Source organism: Chryseobacterium luteum (assembly GCF_000737785.1).
GTDB lineage: Bacteria > Bacteroidota > Bacteroidia > Flavobacteriales > Weeksellaceae > Chryseobacterium > Chryseobacterium luteum.
The window spans coordinates 187,890-210,240 of record NZ_JPRO01000001.1; the positions used below are offsets into that span (position 1 = coordinate 187,890).

The 22,351-nt window shown below is 37.9% G+C and carries 21 protein-coding genes; 13 read left to right on the plus strand and 8 right to left on the minus strand.

The annotated features are described in order from the left end of the window. Positions 1-63: 63 nt before the first annotated feature. The 6 genes from IX38_RS00775 (at position 64) to ypfJ (ending at position 6,768) form a co-directional block, all read left to right on the plus strand. Positions 64-1,257: an NTF2-like transpeptidase gene (locus tag IX38_RS00775; protein WP_034700943.1), complete on the plus strand. Its 1,194-nt coding sequence runs from the start codon at positions 64-66 to the stop codon at positions 1,255-1,257. After that, positions 1,257-1,793: an adenine phosphoribosyltransferase gene (locus IX38_RS00780; RefSeq protein WP_034700945.1), complete on the plus strand. Its 537-nt coding sequence runs from the start codon at positions 1,257-1,259 to the stop codon at positions 1,791-1,793. The genes IX38_RS00775 and IX38_RS00780 overlap by 1 nt, the downstream gene beginning before the upstream one ends. 225 nt (positions 1,794-2,018) lie before the next feature. Next, positions 2,019-2,726 (plus strand): YfgM family protein, encoded by a 708-nt coding sequence (locus IX38_RS00785; RefSeq protein WP_034700947.1) that lies wholly within the window; start codon positions 2,019-2,021, stop codon positions 2,724-2,726. Between the two features lie 3 nt (positions 2,727-2,729). After that, positions 2,730-3,248, plus strand: a complete 519-nt coding sequence (gene ribH, locus IX38_RS00790; RefSeq protein WP_034700949.1) for a 6,7-dimethyl-8-ribityllumazine synthase — start codon at positions 2,730-2,732, stop codon at positions 3,246-3,248. Between the two features lie 219 nt (positions 3,249-3,467). Next, the gene (locus IX38_RS00795; protein ID WP_034700951.1) at positions 3,468-5,546 is read left to right on the plus strand and encodes an LTA synthase family protein; all 2,079 of its coding nucleotides are present in this window, start codon (positions 3,468-3,470) and stop codon (positions 5,544-5,546) included. Between the two features lie 364 nt (positions 5,547-5,910). Continuing rightward, positions 5,911-6,768, plus strand: a complete 858-nt coding sequence (ypfJ, locus tag IX38_RS00800; RefSeq protein WP_034700953.1) for a KPN_02809 family neutral zinc metallopeptidase — start codon at positions 5,911-5,913, stop codon at positions 6,766-6,768. 57 nt (positions 6,769-6,825) lie between these two features. On the opposite strand, the gene IX38_RS00805 is transcribed toward ypfJ, so the two are convergent. Both IX38_RS00805 and IX38_RS21795 read right to left on the minus strand, forming a co-directional pair. Next, the gene (locus tag IX38_RS00805) at positions 6,826-7,656 is read right to left on the minus strand and encodes a GLPGLI family protein (RefSeq protein ID WP_034700955.1); all 831 of its coding nucleotides are present in this window, start codon (positions 7,654-7,656) and stop codon (positions 6,826-6,828) included. A gap of 9 nt (positions 7,657-7,665) precedes the next feature. Next, the gene (locus tag IX38_RS21795; protein ID WP_165570683.1) at positions 7,666-8,583 is read right to left on the minus strand and encodes a GLPGLI family protein; all 918 of its coding nucleotides are present in this window, start codon (positions 8,581-8,583) and stop codon (positions 7,666-7,668) included. Between the two features lie 212 nt (positions 8,584-8,795). Here IX38_RS21795 and IX38_RS00815 point away from each other — a divergent pair, with 212 nt between their 5' ends. The 4 genes from IX38_RS00815 (at position 8,796) to sufD (ending at position 13,045) form a co-directional block, all read left to right on the plus strand. Continuing rightward, complete coding sequence (locus IX38_RS00815; RefSeq protein ID WP_034700957.1) at positions 8,796-9,125, plus strand: HesB/IscA family protein; 330 nt, start codon at positions 8,796-8,798, stop codon at positions 9,123-9,125. A gap of 72 nt (positions 9,126-9,197) precedes the next feature. Beyond that, positions 9,198-10,646 carry a Fe-S cluster assembly protein SufB gene (sufB, locus tag IX38_RS00820; RefSeq protein ID WP_034700958.1) on the plus strand — a complete coding sequence of 483 codons (1,449 nt, stop codon included), beginning with the start codon at positions 9,198-9,200 and terminating at the stop codon, positions 10,644-10,646. 228 nt (positions 10,647-10,874) lie between these two features. Next, entirely contained in the window at positions 10,875-11,618 is a 744-nt protein-coding gene (gene sufC / locus IX38_RS00825) for a Fe-S cluster assembly ATPase SufC (RefSeq protein WP_034700959.1), read from the plus strand. A 119-nt stretch (positions 11,619-11,737) separates the two neighbouring features. Beyond that, positions 11,738-13,045, plus strand: a complete 1,308-nt coding sequence (sufD, locus tag IX38_RS00830; RefSeq protein ID WP_185097671.1) for a Fe-S cluster assembly protein SufD — start codon at positions 11,738-11,740, stop codon at positions 13,043-13,045. A 72-nt stretch (positions 13,046-13,117) separates the two neighbouring features. Here sufD and IX38_RS00835 read toward each other — a convergent pair whose 3' ends face one another. Together IX38_RS00835 and IX38_RS00840 are read right to left on the minus strand one after the other, a co-directional pair. Further along, positions 13,118-14,038, minus strand: a complete 921-nt coding sequence (locus IX38_RS00835) for a DUF3078 domain-containing protein (RefSeq protein ID WP_034700960.1) — start codon at positions 14,036-14,038, stop codon at positions 13,118-13,120. Positions 14,039-14,260: 222 nt separating this feature from the next. Further along, on the minus strand, positions 14,261-15,187 hold the full coding sequence (locus IX38_RS00840) for a DUF3078 domain-containing protein (RefSeq protein ID WP_034700962.1): 927 nt from the start codon (positions 15,185-15,187) through the stop codon (positions 14,261-14,263). A gap of 254 nt (positions 15,188-15,441) precedes the next feature. Here IX38_RS00840 and IX38_RS00845 point away from each other — a divergent pair, with 254 nt between their 5' ends. The 3 genes from IX38_RS00845 to gdhA all read left to right on the plus strand — a co-directional run bounded on the left by IX38_RS00845 (position 15,442) and on the right by gdhA (position 18,902). Further along, complete coding sequence (locus IX38_RS00845) at positions 15,442-16,209, plus strand: rhomboid family intramembrane serine protease (protein WP_034700963.1); 768 nt, start codon at positions 15,442-15,444, stop codon at positions 16,207-16,209. Positions 16,210-16,243: 34 nt separating this feature from the next. Further along, positions 16,244-17,353 carry a DNA-processing protein DprA gene (gene dprA / locus IX38_RS00850; protein WP_034700964.1) on the plus strand — a complete coding sequence of 370 codons (1,110 nt, stop codon included), beginning with the start codon at positions 16,244-16,246 and terminating at the stop codon, positions 17,351-17,353. A 190-nt stretch (positions 17,354-17,543) separates the two neighbouring features. After that, a complete protein-coding gene (gdhA, locus tag IX38_RS00855; RefSeq protein ID WP_034700965.1) occupies positions 17,544-18,902 on the plus strand; it encodes an NADP-specific glutamate dehydrogenase in 1,359 nt (452 codons plus the stop codon). A 150-nt stretch (positions 18,903-19,052) separates the two neighbouring features. Here gdhA and IX38_RS00860 read toward each other — a convergent pair whose 3' ends face one another. The 4 genes from IX38_RS00860 to IX38_RS00875 all read right to left on the minus strand — a co-directional run bounded on the left by IX38_RS00860 (position 19,053) and on the right by IX38_RS00875 (position 22,330). Then, on the minus strand, positions 19,053-20,573 hold the full coding sequence (locus IX38_RS00860) for an amidohydrolase family protein (RefSeq protein ID WP_034700966.1): 1,521 nt from the start codon (positions 20,571-20,573) through the stop codon (positions 19,053-19,055). A 103-nt stretch (positions 20,574-20,676) separates the two neighbouring features. Beyond that, on the minus strand, positions 20,677-21,417 hold the full coding sequence (locus tag IX38_RS00865) for a LytTR family DNA-binding domain-containing protein (protein ID WP_034700967.1): 741 nt from the start codon (positions 21,415-21,417) through the stop codon (positions 20,677-20,679). Between the two features lie 178 nt (positions 21,418-21,595). Further along, complete coding sequence (locus tag IX38_RS00870) at positions 21,596-21,823, minus strand: hypothetical protein (protein ID WP_131368625.1); 228 nt, start codon at positions 21,821-21,823, stop codon at positions 21,596-21,598. A gap of 180 nt (positions 21,824-22,003) precedes the next feature. Beyond that, on the minus strand, positions 22,004-22,330 hold the full coding sequence (locus IX38_RS00875) for a hypothetical protein (RefSeq protein WP_034700969.1): 327 nt from the start codon (positions 22,328-22,330) through the stop codon (positions 22,004-22,006). Positions 22,331-22,351: the final 21 nt, after the last annotated feature.

Here is a 22,351-nt window from a genome sequence, read left to right on the forward strand (position 1 = left end):
AAAAGAAAAATAAAAACTCACTATTAATAAAGGTTTTATTAAATTTGCAATAAACAAAATAAAATGAAAAAGTTTTCTTTTCTACTTGTTCTCAGTCTGTTGCTATTTACGGCATGCAGGAAAGATCATGTAGATGCTACGAATACTAAAACGCTGCAGTCAAGTATCAATGACATGACTTCAAGCCTTTCAACAATTAAACAGATCAAATTCAATGAAGCCCTTTATATTTTAAAGACATTCGGGGTAGAGGCAGACGGTGATGTGGAAGAACTTAAAGCCCTCGGAAAGCTCATTGACGGAAAAAAAGTTCCTGAAATTCTTGCATTGGCAGACCAGGTTGCGCAGAAAAACGGAATTGAATGGGCCAGTACCACTCCGCCTTCTCTTGGAGAAATGAATATCTTCGGGGATGATAAAGCCAAAGAGACCGATGCCAACGACGTGAAAGCAAGCTCACTAAGCATTGTCACCAGACCTACAGGCGACGACGGTTCAGGAGCACCTACAGCCATTCAGGTTATTCCAAGACTTGTAGATGCCGCTGGAAACCCGGTTTCATTTACCGGTGCCGGTCTGGAAGCTACTTTGGAAGTCTTCAGTAACGGGGTAAAACTTTCTACAGCTAAAAACCTGATGCAGGATAATAATTTTAAAGGATTCAATTTAAAATTCGCTTCAATTCCTGCCGCAAAAGTGGCAGACAGCAAGATCGACATTACCGTTTCAGTAAAAACTACGGCAAAGACATTCAAAATGTCCAAGATCGGGCTTGACGTTAACCCACTGGCTTTAAAAGTTCCTGCTGTACCTAAAACCGATTCAACTTCTGTAATACAAGATCCTAACGCTGTAATCGATCCAAACAATCCTACAGCTACACCGCCAACACCTGCAGATCCGTCTTCAGCTACGCCAGCTGCACCTAAACAGCCGGCAGCAGATCCTAAAAATACAGTAAGCAAGTTCCTGAACAACGTAAGCTCTCAAAATCTTAAGGCAGCCTATGATACTTCCAGCAATCCTAGCTGGGGGAGCTATGAATCGTTCTCCAATCCTACTTCAGGTTTTGGATCGGTGAAAAACGTAAGTGTGAAGAACATCACCACCAATGCTGCCAACCCTGGCGGTGCCAGCGTAAACGCAACATATGACGTAACGGATAAGAACGGAAAAACAACTTCTTTAAAAGTGACCTTCGGACTTAAAAATGTAAATGGAGACTGGAAAATTTCCAGCTATAAAATAAACCCATAATGGCTTCACAAGAACTGATCAAAAGACTGGAAGAAACAATTGAAAACTTTCCTGATTTCCCTATTCCGGGAATCCAGTTTAAAGATATTTCACCCATTTTTCTGGATCCGAAGCTTTACGAAGATGTCATTGCAGATATGGCCGCCTTCAGCAAAGGAAAAGTAGATGCCGTATGCGGAATTGAAAGCCGGGGCTATCTCTTTGGAATTGCCATCGCAGTAGCGCTGGAAGTTCCTTTCATTCTGATCCGTAAAAAAGGAAAACTTCCTCCTCCGGTCATTTCAGAAAAATATGACCTTGAATACGGAAGCGCTGAAATAGAAACCAGGGAAGGACAGATCAAAAAAGGACAGCGAATCCTGATCCATGATGACCTTCTTGCAACCGGCGGAACCACAGAAGCTGCAGCTAAACTTGTAGAAAAACAGGGGGCAGCAGTAGCGCAGTTCAGTTTCCTTATTGGCCTGAAAGACCTCAATGGTACCGAAAGGCTGAAAAAATTCGGAGCAGAAGTATACAGTATTCTTGAATATTAGGATTTATTATAAAAATGCTCGACCTGGCTTAATGCAACAGGTTTAAAATTCCGTTTTATCAATTCAGGTAAAGGAAGAGAGCATTAGAGATATCATTCTGAATGAAGTTGAAGCGTTTTTGTCATTGATATTTGACAGCTCACAACATTTTCACAATAATACTGTCAAAGTATTTTGTAAATCATTCAGAAACAATTAAATTTGCATTTCAATTTTTAAAAATTTATGGCAAAATTGGGAAAGAATGCTCAAAACGAGCAAGAAGGTAAAGAAACGGTTGAGTTCTTTAAAGACCTTGACAGAGAGGCTTTAAACACTGAAAGATTCATTGAGAAATATTCAAAGCAATTAGGTATTGTATTCGGGGTATTGATTTTGGGTGTTTTAGGGTTCTTTGCTTACAAACAGTTTGTAGTGGCTCCTAAGAACGTTGAAGCTGTAAAAAGTTTCCTAGCTGCTCAGAAAAAACAGACCGAAGGTAAAGACAAAGAAGCTTTAGGCGGCAAATCTGCAGCCAATCCGGGCTTTGTAGGAACATATAACGAATATTCAAACACGAAGATTGGTGAACTTTCTGCTTACAATGCAGGTTTATTAAAATTCAAAGAAGGGAAATTCCAGGAAGCTTACGATCTTTTAGATAAATTTTCATCTGATAACAAAACATTAATGGCATTGAAATATGGTGCTATGGCAGATGCAAAATCAGGTCTTAACAAAAATGATGAAGCTCTTTCTTTACTGGACAAAGCATCATCTGCTTCTGACGATCCTTATACCACTTATTATTTCACAAGAAAAGCAGGTATTCTGTCATTAGGATTAAAGAAAAATGCAGAAGCTAAAAAATACTTCTCTGCAATTAGCGAGAAATATCAAGACTATGACAACGGAATGTCTGATTCTTATATTGAAATGACTAAATACTTTTAAAAAATGGCAACAGTTAATCTTTCCGATTACAAGCCACTTCATATAACAAATGCCGAAGATTTTTCTATCGGCATTGTTTTTTCTGAGTGGAATGATTTTGTAACGTACAATCTTCGTGATGCAGCCCTTGAAATCCTTGAAAAAGAAGGCGTAAAACCAGAAAACATAAGACTATTCCCGGTTCCTGGCGCTTTTGAGCTGAACTATGCAAGCATGCAGCTTTGCAAAGAAAGGAAATATGATGCCGTCATTGCTATCGGATGTGTGATCCGCGGAGAGACCCCTCACTTTGATTTTGTATGCTCAGCCGTGGCACAGGGAATTAAGGACTGTAATATTTTAACGGATACCCCTACTGTTTTCTGTGTGCTGACAGACGACACCAAAGAACAATCCATTGCAAGAAGCGGTGGAGATTTAGGAAACAAAGGCGTAGAAGCAGCCGTAACCGCTTTAAGAATGATTGACTTCAAAAAGAATCTTTCAGACAAAAAAGGAAACATCGGTTTCGGGCACTCTTAATTTAATACATCTTAACAGTATACAGGACTATTTTTAAATAGTCCTTTTTTTATTGCCATTCAGCCTGCCCATTCTCTTTTCATCCCGTTAATCATTACATAATACGTTAAATATTTCTTAATAATTCAAAAAAGTGATAAGAAACACCATGTTTCTGTTTTTTCCTATTAAAAGTTATATACAAAAACTATCTTTGCGGAAATTAATTACATAACGTACATGTTTCCAAGTAAAATAAAACCGTTCCTTTATTTAGGGATTTTCTATCTTATCATCTCACTGATCGTACGGATCGTATTTATTTTCCATCCGATCACAACAGCCGGTTTTGGATTTTTTGAAGTCATAAAAGTCCTGTCGATCGGTCTGCTGAATGATATTTTTGTTTTTACTTTAGCCAGTACATTATTGGCCGTTTATTTTTTATTCCTATCCAATTCCAAATATAAAAAGCCGTACGGATATATTATTTTTGGAGCCCTGGTGCTGTTTTTTCTTTATATTTTACTCATTCCAAATAATATTTTCAATCAGTACGGAGGCTCTATATCAGAAGTCGCTTTAACTTTTGTAGGAATCAAGACCGTTTTCTTCGGTCTGATGCTTTTTATTCCTTCAAAAAGGATCAGAATACGCAATGTGCTATATTTCATTACACTGTTGCTGTATGTTCTTCTCATCATCTTTAATGCCGTAAGTGAATATTTCTTCTACAATGAATTCGGGGTCCGCTATAATTTCATTGCGGTAGATTATCTGATATATACCAATGAGGTTATCGGAAACATCATGGAAAGTTATCCTGTTGTGCCCTTGTTTTCTGCCATCCTTATCATCACTTTAGCAATTACATGGTTCATTTATAAAAAAACAAAAGATGAGCTGCTAGAGCTTCCGGATTTCAAACAAAAGATGATCCTTCTCGGTACTTTTGTTATTCTTGCCGGAATTAGTCTTTTTGGAATATCTTCGTTAATGCAGATCAGATCAGAAAATGTTTTTGCCGATGAAATTGAAGATAACGGGCTTCCAAAATTCTACTGGGCATTTACCCATAACGAACTGGATTATTTTCAGTTCTATCCACAGATCAACCAGCAGCAGGCAGAAAAGAACTTTCTGAGCCAGTATTCCGAACCCGCATTATCAAGAAATGTCGTTTCCGAACAGCCGGAACTTAAGAAAAACGTGGTTCTGATCTCTATTGAAAGCCTATCTGCCGACTTTATGGCACATTATGGCGGCACACTAAAGATCACGCCTTTCCTGGACAGTCTTGCGGACCGTTCAATGATGTTCACCAATCTATATGCTACCGGGAACAGAACCGTGAGAGGGCTTGAAGCACTTACGCTTTGTATTCCCCCTACCGCAGGTGAAAGTATTATTAAGAGGGACGACAATAAAAATAAATTCACGACAGGAAGTGTATTCAAATCCAAAGGATATGATGTTAAATTCCTGTATGGAGGGTATAGTTATTTTGATAATATGCAGGACTTTTTCGCTGGTAACGGCTATGATATTGTAGACAGAAACAATTTCAAACCTGAAGAAATCACTTTTGCCAATGTTTGGGGTGTTGCCGATGAAGATATGGCTAAAAAAGCGATCCAGACCATGAATGCCGAAGCTAAATCCGGCAAACCGTTCTTCAACCACTGGATGACTGTTTCCAACCACAGGCCTTTTACCTACCCTGATGGAAGGATTGATATTCCGGGAACGGCAAAATCGCGTGACGGAGGGGTAAAATATACCGACTATTCACTGAAAATGTTTTTTGAAATGGCTAAGAAACAGGATTGGTACAAAAATACAGTCTTTGTCATTATTGCCGATCACTGCGCATCCAGTGCCGGGAAAACAGAACTTCCTATGGACAAATACAGAATTCCGGCGATGATCTTCTCAGAAGGCTTTATCCAGCCTCAAAAATTTGACAAGCTGATGTCTCAGATAGACCTGATGCCTACGTTGTTCGGACTGCTGAATTTCAATTATAAATCCAAATTCCTTGGGCAGGATGTATTCAGGAAAGAATTCCAGCCAAAAGCTTATATCGCCACTTACCAGGATCTTGGCCTGGTAAAAGACGGTCATTTAACGATTATTTCACCTGTTAAAAAGGTAAAACAGTATTCTTTACAACTAGAATCCAGCCCCCTTGCTCCTGAATTCAAACTGTATTATGACGAAAAGCTGGTGAAGAATCCAGAACAGAAGCTGGTTAATGACGCTATTTCTGCTTATCAGTCCACTTCATTCTGGTTGAAAGAAAAGAAACTTAACCGATAAGGTAAGGTATAAAACAGCTTTGGTTATTGGTGATCAGGTGAACATTCTCCCTGGTCCCATGCCTGCAGGCTCCTGCTCTATTATCCAGCTGCCAATTACCGTATAATTCTCTTCAAACGGCAAGATCGGATAACTTCTTATAGACAAAACCTTCCTTTCCATAAATCCCACCGTTCTCCTCCACCGGAATTACTTTTGTGAAGGATCACGTTTCGTTCATCACTGGAGTAAATTGGTTTAATGCCTTAATTCCAGCTGATAAAAAGGCAAAATTTAATTTTTTTTACGCAAGCAGTAATTTTTCATAAAAGTAGTTATTTAGTAATGATATTATTTTAAATTTACAAAGCAAAAAAAATTTATTATGAAATGGACAGACGATAGAGGCGGAAATGTTGATGACCGCCGTGGTTCTGGTGGCAGCGGAGGAATGGTTGTAGGAGGCGGGCTCGGAACCTTGGTTATAGCTGCAATTATTTTCTTTTTGGGTGGTGATCCTTCCGGTATTTTGAACTCCGGCAGTGTACAGTCTTCCGGAAATACTCAGCAAAGAGAACTTACTGCCGATGAGAAAAAGATTGGAGAAATGGTTGATATGATGGGCAAATGGAACATCATCACCTGGGACCAGATCTTTAAAGAAAACGGAATGACATACACGCAACCAAAGATTGTTCTTTTTGAAGATACAACACAGTCCGGATGCGGAACAGCCCAATCTGCGATGGGACCATTCTATTGCCCTGCCGACCAGAAGGTCTATATGGACATGAGGTTTTTCAACGAACTGCAGCAGCGGTTTGGAGCTAAGGTAACCGAATTTACGGTTGCTTATGTTTTGGCCCATGAAATAGGACATCACGTGCAGACTCTTCTTGGAACTACACAAAAGGTAGATCAGCTAAGAAGGAGCGGAAGATATTCTGAAGCTGATATGAATAAAGTTTCTGTCGCCACTGAACTTCAGGCTGATTTTTATGCCGGAGTTTGGGCAAAAAGAACAGATGATACAAAAGGTATTTTAGAGCCTGGTGATATACAATCTGCCATAGATGCTGCTCAGGCTGTTGGTGATGATAACATTCAAAAACGGTCCCAGGGCTATGTGAACCAGGAAAGCTTCACGCATGGCTCATCTGCCCAGCGTAAGGAATGGTTTATGAAAGGGTATAATACCGGAGACATTAAACAGGGAGATACTTTTAACCAGCTTTTAAAATAAATCCTTTTATATACAATCAATAACCCCTGGAGAAATTCTCCAGGGGTTATTTTTTTATTACAGCTCAATCGGGTTGCTGTTTTTCTTAGCCTCTTCTTTTGCCCTCTCTTCCATTCTTTTTCTCATATCAGCGGGATTCTGGTTTCCGCCACCGGGTCTTGGTGGTGGTGGAAAAGCTCCGCCTCCGCCTCCCTGCATGAATGACACCGGATCTGCTTTAAATTTTTCCTGTTGCTTTACATAATCGGATCTTTTTACTTTTAAAGTATTCCCAAACTGGTTCAACGCCGCGATTTCAGCAATTTTATAGTTCTTCATTAAATCAAAAGAATAATCACCCTTATCGTCTTCTGCCTTCACAATGAGTCCCGGAAGCCCTCCAAATTTATACGGCCCATCCTGATAAGGCAGATCCGTAGTAAACCAGGCCGTCCATTTTCTACCGGCAAAATCCGTTGTTGCTTTTTGAACTTTATAGTCTCCTATCTTCGTGGTTTCGGAAGACATTTTCCAGTTCAGGGTGCGGTCTTCTTCATAAACATACAAATCTCTTCCTATCCTGTCTTTAAAGTATGTCTTTTGGCTGGCTTTATCTTTTTCAACAGAATAATTGATATTGGTTCTCACTCCTTCCATCTGCTCCCGGCTTACAGAGCCTCTGCCTCCTCCACCCTGGAAAGCTTTCTGCAGAATAGAATCCCTCTTATACCTGTTTTCAGAATAAAAAAGAGACTTTTCAGCGGAAATATCTAAATATGCATTTTCAGTTTTAATATCACTTTTATTTTCTGCATCCGGTTTCATGGTTACCTGATACACAAACCGGTTGTTCTGTGCAGAAATATGTTGCATAAACAGCGCTAAAGCAATGATGCCTATTTTTTTCATTTTGGATTTTTATTTTAATTCAATTGGATTCTGACTTTCATTATTTTTTAAAGGACTGTTTTTGAAACCGACATCCTGCATGGGGAAAGTTCCGTTATCATTACTTCCGCCCGGAGGCATTCCTCTGTCGCCACCCATTCTGCCCCCCCGCATTCCGTCATGTCCGTTACCACCGGGCATCCCATTTCTTCCGCCTTCTGTCGGCAGTCTTCTGTTTTTACCTGCCTCAAGTGCCAATGCCGCTTTATCTCCGTTGAAACCAACCCTTGTACTTAGTCTTGCATTAGGATCATCCGGCTTTTCGAAAGCATTCTGAACTTTGATTTTTTTAACAAGATCGAATTTATAATCCCCGTTTTCATCTTCCAGCTTCACAATCAGTCCGGGAAGTCCGGAGAATTTGTATGGACCATCGGAAATATTAATATCTTTAGTGAACCATGCTGTCCAGACTCTGCCGCCAAAATTTGCAACTGCTTTTTGTGCAGGATATCCATTCTGACTTTCTTTAACATCTGTTATCTCCCATTTCAGAGGTCTGTCTTCCTGATAGTAAATCTCCTTACCAAACACTTTATCGTAATAATAAACTTTTTGCTGAGAAATACTTTTAATGATATAATTTTCGAAAAAAGCAGGTTCAGGCTCTTTCTTTATGCTGAGTTCTTTTGTATCCTTGTCTCTTTTTTTACGATCTTCTTTATCTTCCGGTCCTAAAGCTGTTGCTAAAGAATCTTTGATCAGTTTATTTTCACTGATAAATAAAGACCGGTCTCCTTTTATATTCAAAAACGTTCTTTCATGTTTCATCTTCACCAGATTAATGGAATCGGGATTCACTGACGTTTCGTAGATGTATCTTACGGTCTGCCCGTAAGTAACTGTTACTAAAAGCAGCGAAAAAAAGACAATCAGTTTTTTCTTCATTATCATTCCTTGTGGTTGTTTCATTAGGATAAAAAATATCATTCAAAGTTAAATCAAAAACAGAATCTTCCCATTTATAAAAGATATATTGGCTAATTTTTAACACCCAAATTCCGGCTGATATATAAAATCATGAAAATAGACACCATCAATTTGAGATTGCGGAAATTAGTTCGTATTTTTGCATAATTAAATCATTCTAAATAAATACAATGATAAAAGTATCAGATCACGCAAAAGCAAAAGCTATCCAACTGATGACAGAGGATGGTTTCAACGCTGCTGAAGATTATATAAGAGTAGGGGTAAAAAGTGGAGGATGTTCCGGTTTAGAATATGTTTTAGGTTTCGACAATAAAAAAACAGATGCAGATCAGGTTTTTGAAGATAATGAAATCAAAATTGTTATAGATAAAAAATCTATCCTTTATTTAGCAGGAACAACTCTTGAATACTCAGGAGGATTAAACGGAAAGGGGTTTGTTTTCAACAATCCTAATGCATCCAGAACGTGTGGTTGTGGAGAGAGTTTTTCTTTATAGAAAAGACATTAGATACTGGATGTCAGACCTTGTTCTGATATCCGAAGTCTAATATCTGAAATTAAAAAAACAATGAGTAAATATACTGAAGACGATTTAAGAGTCGATCTAGAAAATAAAAAATATGAATTCGGCTGGGAAACGAAGATAGATTATGAAGACTTTCCAATCGGGCTAAATGAAGATATCGTCCGTGCCATCTCTGCGAAAAAAGAGGAGCCGGAATGGATGACGGAATGGCGTCTGGAGTCTTTTAAGATCTGGCTGAAAATGACAGAACCCACCTGGGCGAATATCAAGTATGAAAAACCTGATTTTCAGGCGATCAAATATTATGCTGCACCGAAAGCGAAACCTGAATTGGATAGCTTAGATGAAGTAGACCCTGAATTGCTGGCCACTTTTGCGAAATTAGGAATCAATATCGAAGAACAGAAAAGACTTTCAGGAGTTGCTGTAGATATCGTAATAGATTCAGTTTCCGTAAAAACCACTTTCCAGGATACCCTGATGGAAAAAGGAATTATTTTCTGTTCCATTTCGGAGGCTATTAAAAACCATCCGGATTTAGTGAGAAAATATCTTGGAAAAGTCGTTCCCAGAGGAGATAATTTTTACGCAGCATTGAATTCCGCAGTATTTTCTGACGGAAGTTTCTGCTATATTCCAAAAGGCGTAAGATGCCCTATGGAATTATCAACGTATTTCCGTATCAATCAGGCAGGAACAGGGCAGTTTGAAAGAACGCTTGTCATTGCTGATGAAGGGAGTTATGTGTCTTACCTTGAAGGTTGTACCGCACCATCCAGAGATGAAAACCAGCTGCACGCTGCTGTTGTTGAATTGATTGCACTGGATCATGCCGAAATTAAATATTCAACCGTTCAAAACTGGTATCCGGGGAATGAAGAAGGAAAAGGAGGTGTTTTCAATTTTGTAACCAAAAGAGGTCTTTGCGAAAGAAGTGCAAAGATTTCCTGGACACAGGTTGAAACCGGATCTGCCATAACATGGAAATATCCGTCTTGTATACTGAAAGGAGATAATTCTATTGGTGAGTTCTACTCTATTGCAGTGACCAACAATCACCAATACGCAGATACCGGAACAAAAATGATCCATATCGGGAAAAACACCAGGTCTACAATCATTTCAAAGGGTATTTCTGCAGGAAAATCCCAGAATTCTTACAGAGGACTGGTAAAAGTAATGCCTTCTGCAAAGGGAGCAAGAAACTTTTCTCAGTGTGATTCCCTGTTGATGGGTAATGAATGTGGAGCTCATACCTTCCCTTACATTGAAATTAAAGATCCTACTGCCCAATTGGAGCACGAAGCTACCACTTCTAAGATCGGGGAAGATCAGATCTTCTACTGTAACCAGAGAGGTATTAATACAGAAAAAGCTATTGCTCTGATTGTAAACGGTTTCAGTAAAGAAGTACTGAATAAACTTCCTATGGAATTTGCCATTGAAGCTCAGAAACTACTGGAAATTTCACTTGAAGGCTCAGTTGGATAACGATATCAATATTAAGAAGTTAAGAAGTTTATTTTCTTAAATCTTAATTTAAATCATTTCATTGGTTTGCTTGAAAAGAATAATACATGTAAGAAAACTTAGCTTCTTAATGTTTAAAATAAATTAAAAATAATATTTCATTCGCGGGCTTCGGTACATTTGTGATTAATGGTTTAGGATTACAAAAAGACAAAAATCTTAGTCTGACCTTGCGATAAATTAAAATATATGTTAGAGATAAAAAACTTGCACGCCAAAATTGAAGACGGCGCAGAAATTTTAAAAGGTATTAATCTTCAAATAAAGCCGGGCGAAGTTCATGCGATCATGGGACCTAACGGAGCTGGAAAATCTACTCTTTCTTCTATCATTGCAGGAAAAGAAGATTACGAAGTTACGGAAGGAGAAATCCTTTTTCAGGGGGAAAATATCAGCGAAGATGCTCCTGAAGACAGAGCCCATAAAGGGATCTTCCTTTCTTTTCAGTATCCTGTGGAAATTCCGGGAGTTTCTGTAACCAACTTTATTAAGGCCGCTTTAAACGAGACAAGAAAAGCAAACGGGCTCGAAGATATGCCTGCAAAAGAAATGCTTGCCCTTATCCGTGAAAAATCTGAGCAATTGGGTATAAAAAAAGATTTCCTTTCAAGATCACTGAACGAAGGTTTTTCCGGTGGTGAAAAGAAAAGAAACGAGATCTTCCAGATGATGATGCTTAATCCTAAACTGGCTATTCTTGATGAAACGGATTCAGGATTAGACATTGATGCTTTAAGAATTGTTGCAGACGGTGTGAACCACTTTAAAAATGAAGGAAATGCAGTTCTTTTGATTACCCACTATCAGAGATTGCTTAATTATATCCAGCCTGACTTCGTTCACGTTCTTGCCAACGGAAAAATCATCAAAACGGGTGATAAATCCCTTGCTTTGGAACTTGAGGAAAAGGGCTACGACTGGCTTCTTAACTAAGAAGAAACACTTTCAGACGGGATTTTATCAATCCTTTCTGAATATGCGGAAAACCCGCAGTAAATAGTATTATTTTTAAATATATAATAAAATAAGGTGTGATGGCCGAAATATCAGTAATGGCTTTATACGATCAGATTATTGACAATCACGGTGAATTTTTGGAGAGCCTTCGTCACAGATTTCTGGATGGAGATAGAAAAACGGCTCTTCAGAATTTCGAAAACCTAGGTTTTCCGACAAAAAAGGACGAAGAATATAAATATACCAGCATAAAAGAAATCACAGAGAAAAATTACAATTTTTTCCCTAAAGAAAGTCATAATATTACCAAAGAACAGCTGGATCAGCTGCACCTGGGTGAAGAAAATTTTGACTGGATTGTTTTTGTGAACGGTAAACTTCATAAGGAGCTTTCAAAAGTTTCTATTGAGAACGTAGAATTTCTTTCATTCAACTATGCTTTGAATGATGAGAAACATAAAGAAGTATTTGAAAAGTATTTCAATACCATTGCTTCTAAAGACACTGCTTTCACGAACTTAAATCTTGCGTACTGCAAATACGGTTTCTTTTTGAAAGTTCCTAAAAATGTAGTGATCGAAAAACCGATCCACATTTTCTACATTTCTCAAAATCAGGAAGAAAATACATTTTACAATACCAGAAATTTGCTGATTGTAGAAGAAGGGGCAAAAGTAGAGGTAATAGAAAGTCACCATAATTTCGACAGTACTTATGTGCTAACCAATTCTGTAACGGAAATCTTTACTTATCCCAACGCAAAAGCAGACTGGCACAAGCTTCAGAATGACAACAACACGTCGTATCTTATCGACAGTACTTTCGCAAGACAGGAAAAAGACAGTTTAACCACTGTAAATACCTTTTCTTTTGGAGGAAAACTGGTAAGAAACAACCTGGATTTTATTCATAACGGAAGCAACATCAATTCTTTTATGAACGGGATTACGATCATTGGAAAAGATCAGCTGGTGGATCACCATACGGCTGTTCATCACAATTTCCCGAACTGTGAAAGCTACCAGAACTACAAAGGCATTTTTGACGGAAATGCTCACGGTGTTTTCAACGGAAAGGTTTTTGTAGATAAGGTTGCCCAGAAAACGAATGCTTACCAACAGAACAACAATGTACTTTTAAGTGAAGGTGCCATTATTGACACCAAACCTCAGTTAGAAATCTTTGCTGATGATGTAAAATGTTCTCACGGCTGTACGGTAGGCCAGCTGAATAAAGATGCACTGTTTTATTTAAGAGCAAGGGGAATTTCCAAAAAAGAAGCCCAGGCACTGCTTTTATATGCTTTTGCCAATGATGCAATGCAGAATATTGATATAGAACCGCTTAAAGAAAAAATTTCGAAACTTTTAGCTGAAAAGCTTCAGGTGGATTTAGAATTTTAGACTTATATAAATTGATACCCAAAAAGCACTTCAAATTGAAGTGCTTTTTATGTTGAAATCCAGTCTTATGAATTATTTCATCCAGGACTGGTTATCTTTCCTGTCAGAACGTTTTTTTCCGTTATCAATAGTATAGGCAAAACCTACTCCCAGAGTCTGTTTGAGCTGTGTTTTTTGAATCTGGTTATGGTCATAGAGCAGATCCAGTGTAATATTGGTTGAAATAAACTTATTGATCTTCATATTAAGTATTCCGCTGTACCCAAGTACCAAGCGGTCAGGATGATCGAGATAATTGGAAAATACGGACGCAGTATTGGTCAGGTTGATATTTTCCATGATTTTGATTTTATAGATAGCCGTACCCAGGAAACCGAACTGGAACAGAGAAGAATCTCCGTCATTTTTAAGGCCATAAGTTCCTGCTGTCTGGAGATCTTCATCCAGAACGAATGTCCATCTTGCATTGGCAGGGCGAAGCGTCATAGTAAAATTGTCATTGGGACGGTAGGTAACACCGGCACCGATATTAAGGTATCCGGGAGCCATAAAATTGGAAATCTTTTTAGCATCAGGATTATTCCCGTCTTCATAACCGCCTGCAAATTGTGTCTGAAGGCCTATACCTCCTGAGAGATACCAGTTTTTAGCAAATTCATGCCCGTAATTGGTTGACAGATTAATAACGTCCTGTGTTTTTCTGGTTCCGATGCCTTTGGTATTATTCTGCCCGTAGCCCAGAATGATGATATTTTCCCAGAGGTCCTTGTCTTTTTCATAAGTAAGGTTGTAATTAACCCCGGCAAGCCATCCAACATTGTTTGCGCCTCCGCCCACCCAGTTTGAGAACGCAGCCTGGTTGAGCATCAATGTATTCTGTCCCTGAACAGACCACGCTTTTACCGTATCAGCTGTGGCAGCATCAGTTTTGACTTCCTGGGCCATTATGCTAATTCCAAAAGAAATGGAAGCGGCCAATAAAAGTTTTTTCATAAGTAAGTATTTTCGCTACAAAAGTATAAATATAATTTTTGTTAAAAAATAATCACTCCTATTTGAAATAATTAAACCATCATTTAATGCATTAAAAAACTGCAATATCCATCCGGGAAACAGCCAAAATTCAAGATGAACTTATACTGACTTAAATTCTACTCCTCATTCTAAAAAACACCTCATATTAAGGTGTTTTCTTACTGAAATGATTTCGTAAACCTATTTTTTAATCCACCACTGGCTGTCTTTACGCTCAGAACGCTTTACGCCGTTATTTAAAGTGTAGGCAAATCCTATCCCGAGAGTCTGCTTCAGCTGTGTTTTCTGAATCTGGTTATGATCATAAAGAAGATCTACCGTAATATTGGATGATATAAATTTATTTACCTTAAAGTTTATGACAGCTCCGTAGGCAAGAGCCAATCTTTCCGGATGGTCCAGATAATTGGAGAATACGGAAGCCGTGTTCGTAATATTAACGTTCTCCATCAGCTTTACTTTGTATAAAGCCGTTCCAAGAAAACCAAACTGTAAGAGCGAAGTATCACCGTCATTCTTTAAACCGTAACTTCCGGCAAATTGCAGCTCCTTATCAAGGACGAAAGTCCACCTGGCATTGGTAGGACGCATCGTTACCGTCAGATTGTCATTTGGCCTGTATGTGATACCTATACCAAGGTTGAGGTAACCGGGAGCCATAAAATTTGAGATCTTTTTTGCGTCCGGGTTATTTCCATCCTCATATCCTCTGTAAAACTGGGACTGCAATCCTGCTCCAGCGGAGAAATACCAGCTTTTGGAGAATTTTCTTCCGTAATTGGTGGAAATATTCATTACGTCCTGCGTTTTCCTTACGCCAAGCCCTTTGGTATCATTCTGCCCGTAATCCAGGCCAATAATATTTTCCCACAGGTCATTGTCTTTTTCATACGTAATATTGTAATTGATGCCGGCAAGCCATCCTACGTTATTGGCTCCCCCGCCGACCCAGTTGGAAAAAGCAGCCTGATTAATCATTAAACTGTTTTTTCCTAATACCGCCCAGTATTTCACCGTATCTGCGACTACTGAATCTTTTTTCAATTCTTCTTGTGCACTTGCATAGATCCCCATAGAAAAGGAAAGAATCAATAAAAACTTCTTCATTATTTTACATGATTTTCATTACAAAAATATTAATATAATTTTTTTAAAGTGAATATCAGCCTATAAAAAGCTTCAAATAACTTAAATTCTTTAGTGCAGCCAAAAATAAGCCACTTTAACATATTCAATCTCAAAATATTAAGTTTTAAATTTTAAAACCGATCCTTTTGTCTTAAAATAAACCCAGGATTTTTAAATACATCGACAAATTTTCCGAAATTTATCATTGGCTTTTGATTTGACGTAACATCCACATGTTTAAAAATATAATTTCCAAAAGAGCTGTTATAACCCCTTTGCTGATGCTTTCAGCGATGTGGTTCGGCTACTTTCTGCAGATGCAGGGCTTTTTTCAAAGCTGTTTTGGGGCTATAATCCCTCTATTACCGGAAGGCCTGCTGGGGATCATTACGTCTCCTCTTTTGCATGGAAATATTGATCATATCATAAGTAATTCTATCCCGATAGCTGTTCTTCTGTTTCTTTTGTACCAGTTTTATCCGTTAGTTGCCAATAAAGTCTTTATTACCGGCTGGCTGGCGACAGGACTGCTGGTCTGGCTTTTACCTCCGGTAGACATTCTCACCGGCGATTATATGTATACCTGCACCATTGGTGCCAGCGGAGTGGTCTATGTCCTTGCATTCTTCCTGTTCTTCAGTGGGGTTTTCAAATGGAATATGAAGCTGCTTACTATATCGCTGCTTGTTGTTTTATACTATGGCAGCTTAATCTGGGGGATGTTTCCGGAGGAGCTTTTCTACAATCTCCAGGAACCCAGCAAAATTTCATGGCAGGCCCATCTTTCGGGAGCTGTTGTAGGAAGTATCATTGCTTTTGCTTTTAAAAATGTGGGGGACAGGAAAAAGAAATACATCTGGGAATTTCCAAACTATTACAGTGAAAAAGACGATAAACTGTGGCAGGAATACAAGGAGAATCACCCTGATGACTTTCTGGAGCTGCCTTACAAAAAAAGGGATGATATCTGGGATCATTTGGATGAATTAAGAAAAAGATAAAGCTTATTTTATTACATTTGATATAAAAACACACATGATCACTGAAGAATATCTCTATGCAATTGCTTTACGTGAATGCAGCCTCATTGGCGATATTAATTTCCACAAACTTGTACGGACTTTCGGAAGTGCTGAAGAAGCCTGGAAAAAAGCAAAAAAAGAATACAGCAAAACTGACGGTATTGGACAAAAGACAGTGGCTGATATCGGCAATGAAGAGTATCTGAAATTTGCAGAAAAGGAAATAAAATTCTGCGAAAAGAACGGTGTCATGATGAGGCTGCGGCATCTTAATGAGCTTCCGCATCTGCTCAATGAATGTGATGATGCTCCTGCAATTCTTTATCAGAAAGGGAATCTTGAGGATTCTTTAAAGAAAGTAAGTATTGTAGGAACCCGGAATATGACTTCTTATGGCAAAGAGTTCATCGGAGATTTCTTTGAAGCGTCAAAGTCTTCGAGATATGTTTCTGTCAGCGGATTAGCTCTTGGTGTCGACAAGGAGGTCCATGAGCAGTCCATTCAGCATAAGATCCCAACCATAGCTGTACTTGCCCACGGATTCCATACACTGTATCCTTCCAAAAATAAAAAGCTGTCCGAAAAAATCCTGCAGGAAGGCGGCACATTGCTCACAGAATTCAATTCTTCCCGGAAGCCTGACCGTGAAAATTTTATTCAGCGAAACAGAATCATCGCCGGGATTTCTCCATCGACCATCGTGGTAGAAACCGGATTTGGAGGAGGTTCAATAAGTACAGCATCTTTCGCCAACGATTACAACCGTGAAGTATTTGCCCTTCCCGGCAAGATTACAGATCCACATAGCCAGGGATGCAACAAACTGATTTTCCAAAATAAGGCGGCGGCTATTTCCACGATTAAGGATCTTACAGATTCGCTTGGATTCAACCATTCGAAAGAAAAAACAGCAGAGCTGTTTCCGTATAGTGAAACAGATATACAACTTACTGGCGTTCAGCAAACCGTATATGAGTCGATTAAAGCCCATCCTCAGGTATCTCTTGACGATCTTGCACAGATGATTTCAGTGTCGTCTTATAAAATTCTTCCTGTAATTTTGGAATTGGAGCTTTTGGGGAAAGTAAAATCATTTTCCGGGAGGCAATTCATGGCAATCTGAGAATTAACGATTTCTTAATACTGCATTATTTAAGACTTAACTTTTAATTTTTAATAAAATTTGATCACAAATTGTCAATTTAATAATATTTCGAAACATTATTATTTAATTTTCAGCAATGTTGAAATAGAGTATTGTGAATCTTGAAAAAAAAATTAAATTTGTTGACAATAATATTCAACCCTAATATATGGAACAATATAATATTGACCAGAAAATCCAGGAATTTATTGCCAAGATTGAAGCAAAAAATCCTAACGAGCCAGAATTTTTACAAGCCGTAAAAGAAGTAGCTGTGACTGTAATTCCGTTTATTATGACCAAAAAGGAATATACCGGAATGAAGCTGCTGGAAAGAATGGCTGAAGCTGAAAGAATCATTATCTTCAGAGTTCCATGGGTTGATGACAAAGGAGAGATCCAGGTAAACAGAGGATTCAGAATCCAGATGAACTCTGCGATCGGACCATACAAAGGAGGAATCCGTTTCCATCCTACGGTAAACCTTTCTGTTCTTAAATTCCTGGCTTTCGAGCAGGTATTTAAAAACTCATTGACCACTCTTCCGATGGGCGGAGGTAAAGGAGGTTCGGATTTTGATCCACAAGGTAAATCTGATATGGAAGTAATGCGTTTCTGCCAGGCTTTCATGACTGAATTATGCAAGCATATCGGTCCTGAAACAGATGTACCTGCGGGAGATATTGGCGTAGGAGCAAGAGAAATCGGGTATCTTTTCGGACAATACAAAAAAATCAGAAACGAATTTACAGGGGTACTTACAGGAAAAGGTCTTGCATACGGAGGTTCACTGATCCGTCCTGAAGCTACGGGATACGGTGTAGTATACTTTGCAGAACAGATGCTTAAAACGATCGGACAGGACTTCAAAGGTAAAACGGTAACGGTATCAGGTTTCGGAAATGTGGCCTGGGGAGTTATTAAAAAAGCGACTGAGCTTGGTGCTACAGTAGTAACGATTTCCGGACCGGACGGCTATATCTATGATAAAGACGGTATCAGCGGAGAAAAGATCGATTATTTATTGGAATTGAGATCTTCAGGAAATAACAGAGCTGAAGATTATGCTAAGAAATATCCTTCTGCAGAATTCTACGCAGGGCAACGTCCGTGGGGTATAAAATGTGATGTAGCATTCCCATCTGCAACTCAAAACGAATTAGATCTTGAGGATGCTAAAATTCTGGTAGAAAACGGATGTCTTTGTGTTACTGAGGCGGCCAATATGCCTTCTACATTAGATGCCATCAACTATTTCCTAGACAATAAAGTATTGTTCTCGCCTGGTAAGGCTTCCAATGCAGGAGGTGTTGCTACTTCAGGTCTTGAGATGACGCAGAACTCTATCCGTCTAAACTGGACCTCTGAAGAGGTTGATGCAAGACTGAAGGAGATCATGATCGGAATCCACAAAGCTTGCAGAGATTATGGAAAAGACGAGGATGGCTACGTAAACTACGTGAAAGGAGCCAATATTGCCGGCTTCGTGAAAGTTGCGGAAGCAATGTTAGCTCAGGGAGTGGTATAAAATATAAAGGCCGGGAAAATTTCCCGGCCTTTTTTAATATAGCCTGTTCCCGGGATTTATAAATGGGATAAAAGTAAAAGTGAAAGGAGAAAGCGTTGATTTGTTTCAACGCTTTTTTTATTTGCTGAAAATGGAAAATACGATCTTTTTTCAGTGTAAATATTCATCAATTTTTATACTCCTGTTTTTATTATTAACATCTTCTACAGCTTTCAAAATAGTTTTGATCTGGCTTTTGTTAATCGTATATTTATTAAAAAACACATATTCAATAGACTTTGTATTTTTAATATTTTCTAACGGATTTTTTCTAAGCAGTATCAGATCTGAATGATATCCCACTTTTATTTTTCCGGTTTTAGTTTTCATCCAATTGCCAGGCTCAACAGTTGCCGAATAAATAGCTTGTGAATTGGTCATTCCTGATTTAGATAAAGATTCCAACTCATTATGAAGAGAAAACCCGGGAACAGAAGCAGGTACGTTAGCATCTGTTCCAGCCATAATCGGAACTTTGTGATCTGCCAATGCTTTTGTCATGATATGTATAGCTTCTACATAGGTTTTCCAAAAAGTTAAGGATAATTTTCTTGCACCTGGTTCATCTTTTCCATCATATTCATATCCGTTTTTGCCGGGTAACCAACCCATTTTATAGAGGGGAGTTCCTTCAATAATTTTGGGATTGACATATTTTAATTCGACTTCTTTAAGTTTAGATTTTAAATTGAATCTTTGCCCTACAAAACTTTCACACAACCAAACCGTTGAAGTAACACTTATATTATTTTCTTTTAATTTTTCAGCAATCTGAACTGAACGAACTTTTAAAAATTCAAAATACTCTTCGCGATTTTTAGAAATTGGCTGTCCAAACTCATCAATCGTTTTAACGGTAAGCTCCTCAATATGAGCCACTTCTTTTTGCCCTGATTGATAAAAGGTTTCTAAATTAACTAAAGGTATATGACCGATCACCGGAAGATTATTTTCTTTAGCAATCTCATTGGTTGTTTTAACCATTTCCGGATTCACAAAACCATACATTTTAATGGCATCATAGCCTTGTTCGCGTATTTTGTCAATCGCTTTTTGGGCATCCTTTTTATTTGAATAGTTGATAGATTTTCTTGTCCAGCCATAATAATAACCCATCAATCCGCTCTCACTATATATTGGCGGGGATGCAATAAACATTCGTGGACCAAGACCATTTTTTTGTATTGACTTTCTCCATTCTAAGACAACAGGCTGCCCTGCCATTTCTCTAATATAAGTAACCCCATTCGCCAAATATAAAAACAAATCATTCTTACTTTCTTTTAAATGAACATGGCTGTCTACAAGACCCGGAATCAGATACTGATCTGTACCGTCAATAATAGCCGCGTCTTGATTTATAACTTGATTTTCGCCTAATTGCAGAATCATACCATCTTTAATGAGTACATTTTGATTTTTAATAAAATGGCTGCAATCTTCTGAAAGAACGTTGACATTTCTTATCTGAAGCATTTTAGAGGGTTTAATAACCGAAGAAATATCAATACCCTTCGTAGACTTTCCCATGACTTTATTTAATTCATTATCGGCCCAAATGAAAGCACAGATAAGAACACCTGATAATGCCATAACAGAATACAAAATTCTCCTGACCCATCGTTTTTTCATAAATTATCTCATTTAATTTGAAAAACAAAATAAATACAAATATATCCCAAAACTATGTGAAAATGGGGATTAGGTATGAAATACGCCGTTTTAGGTACGGAAATTACAAAGTCAATAAATGTTCCCTATAATTTTTAGAAACAGGAAGTTCAATTTGGGTAAGAGAAATGGTTTCCTGATTTTTCCAGGCCTTAAAATGGGATGGATTTATTAAGTGTGAACGATGAATTTGAACTAAAAAATCAAAATCATTCTGAATTTTTTTAAGCGTACTCCGGATAAGTTTTGTTTTTAGCTCGCTGCCATCTATAAAAAAGATCTCGACATAATTTTGTGAATTTGAAACACAGATCAAATCTTCTTTTCTTATTTTTAAGATATCCAGCTTATTCTCTCCTCTTATAATGATGTTATCGTTTTTTGCGGGAATTAATGTAACAGCATATATTCTTGCCAAAACTATTATGGGAGTTGAGATTAAAGCTGACTTAAGAATTATTTTCCTTAAAAATGTAAAAAAATCATATCCTCCATGCAAGACAGGACTTTTGTAAAAACAAAAAGTAAATATCCAAAAAAGAAGTTGAAAAAAAATAAGGCTGCCTATCTCAAATCCAATGTTCCATTTTGAGAGTTTATGATAAATCTTTTTTTGAAGTAAAGCAAGTACGCCATAACATAGAAATGCAATGAAGCTAAATCCGACACTGATAAGAATCCATACTTTAAAACTTATCGTTCCATCATCAAACGGCCTTATAAAAAAAGCAAAGATAAAAAGCCAGATACTGAGGAAGATCCCTATTAGTAAATGATGTTTAATCGAGGGATTTAATTTTTTCATGCAATACGAAATGGCTGTTTAAACATTGAGATACTTGATTTTTGAACAAAACAGTAGCTGATTCTTTTCGTTATATTTTACGAGCTCTAAAATATTACATATTGACTAATTACTTACACATATTTACAAAAAAATCCTGAAATATACATTCCAGGATTTCTCTTTTCTTTTACAAGACTTATTTATTTTTCTTCTTATTTTTCTTTGTTGCATCCTTCGACTTCCAGGTTCCTGTAGTGTCTGTGGTCGCATTGCTGTTCATATTATTATGATCGTGCTTCATGTCTCCCTGATCCTTTACGCTATCAGTTTTTACTGTATCTATTTTCTGCTGAGGTGTTGTTTGTGCAGATACTGTTGTCACACCGGCTACTGCAAATGCTGTTGCTAAAAATAACTTTTTCATAATATAATATTTAAAGGGTTTTGGTAAATAAGAAACAGCAATTTTCATACTAGAATTAATGCAACTGCCTGTTTTAACGTATTTTATAAAAGTTTAAGATTATTTAGACTGATATAAACTAAAAATCCTGAAACTTTATGTTCCAGGATTTACCTTCTACTTTGCTTAGACTTAAAATACTTATTTCGATTTTTTCTTTCTGGACTTCTTTTCTTCTTTCGTAGCATCTGCAGGTTTTGCTTCAACGGCTGTATCTGAACTCACACTTTCCGTAGCGGTAGTTGCTGCTGCCGGACTTACATCCACTGTTGCTGTTGCAGCTGTATTTTGATCCTGAGCAGCTGTTCCTGAAGCTGTCGCCGTCTGTGAATCTGTTTGTTGGGTTTGAGTGGTCGTTTGGTTATTAGAATTTTGTGACGGATTCTGTTGTGTTGTTGTTGTCGTCTGAGCCGATACTGCGATTACTCCGACTAATGTAAACGCTGCAGTTAAAACTAACTTTTTCATAATAAATAATATTTTAAATGG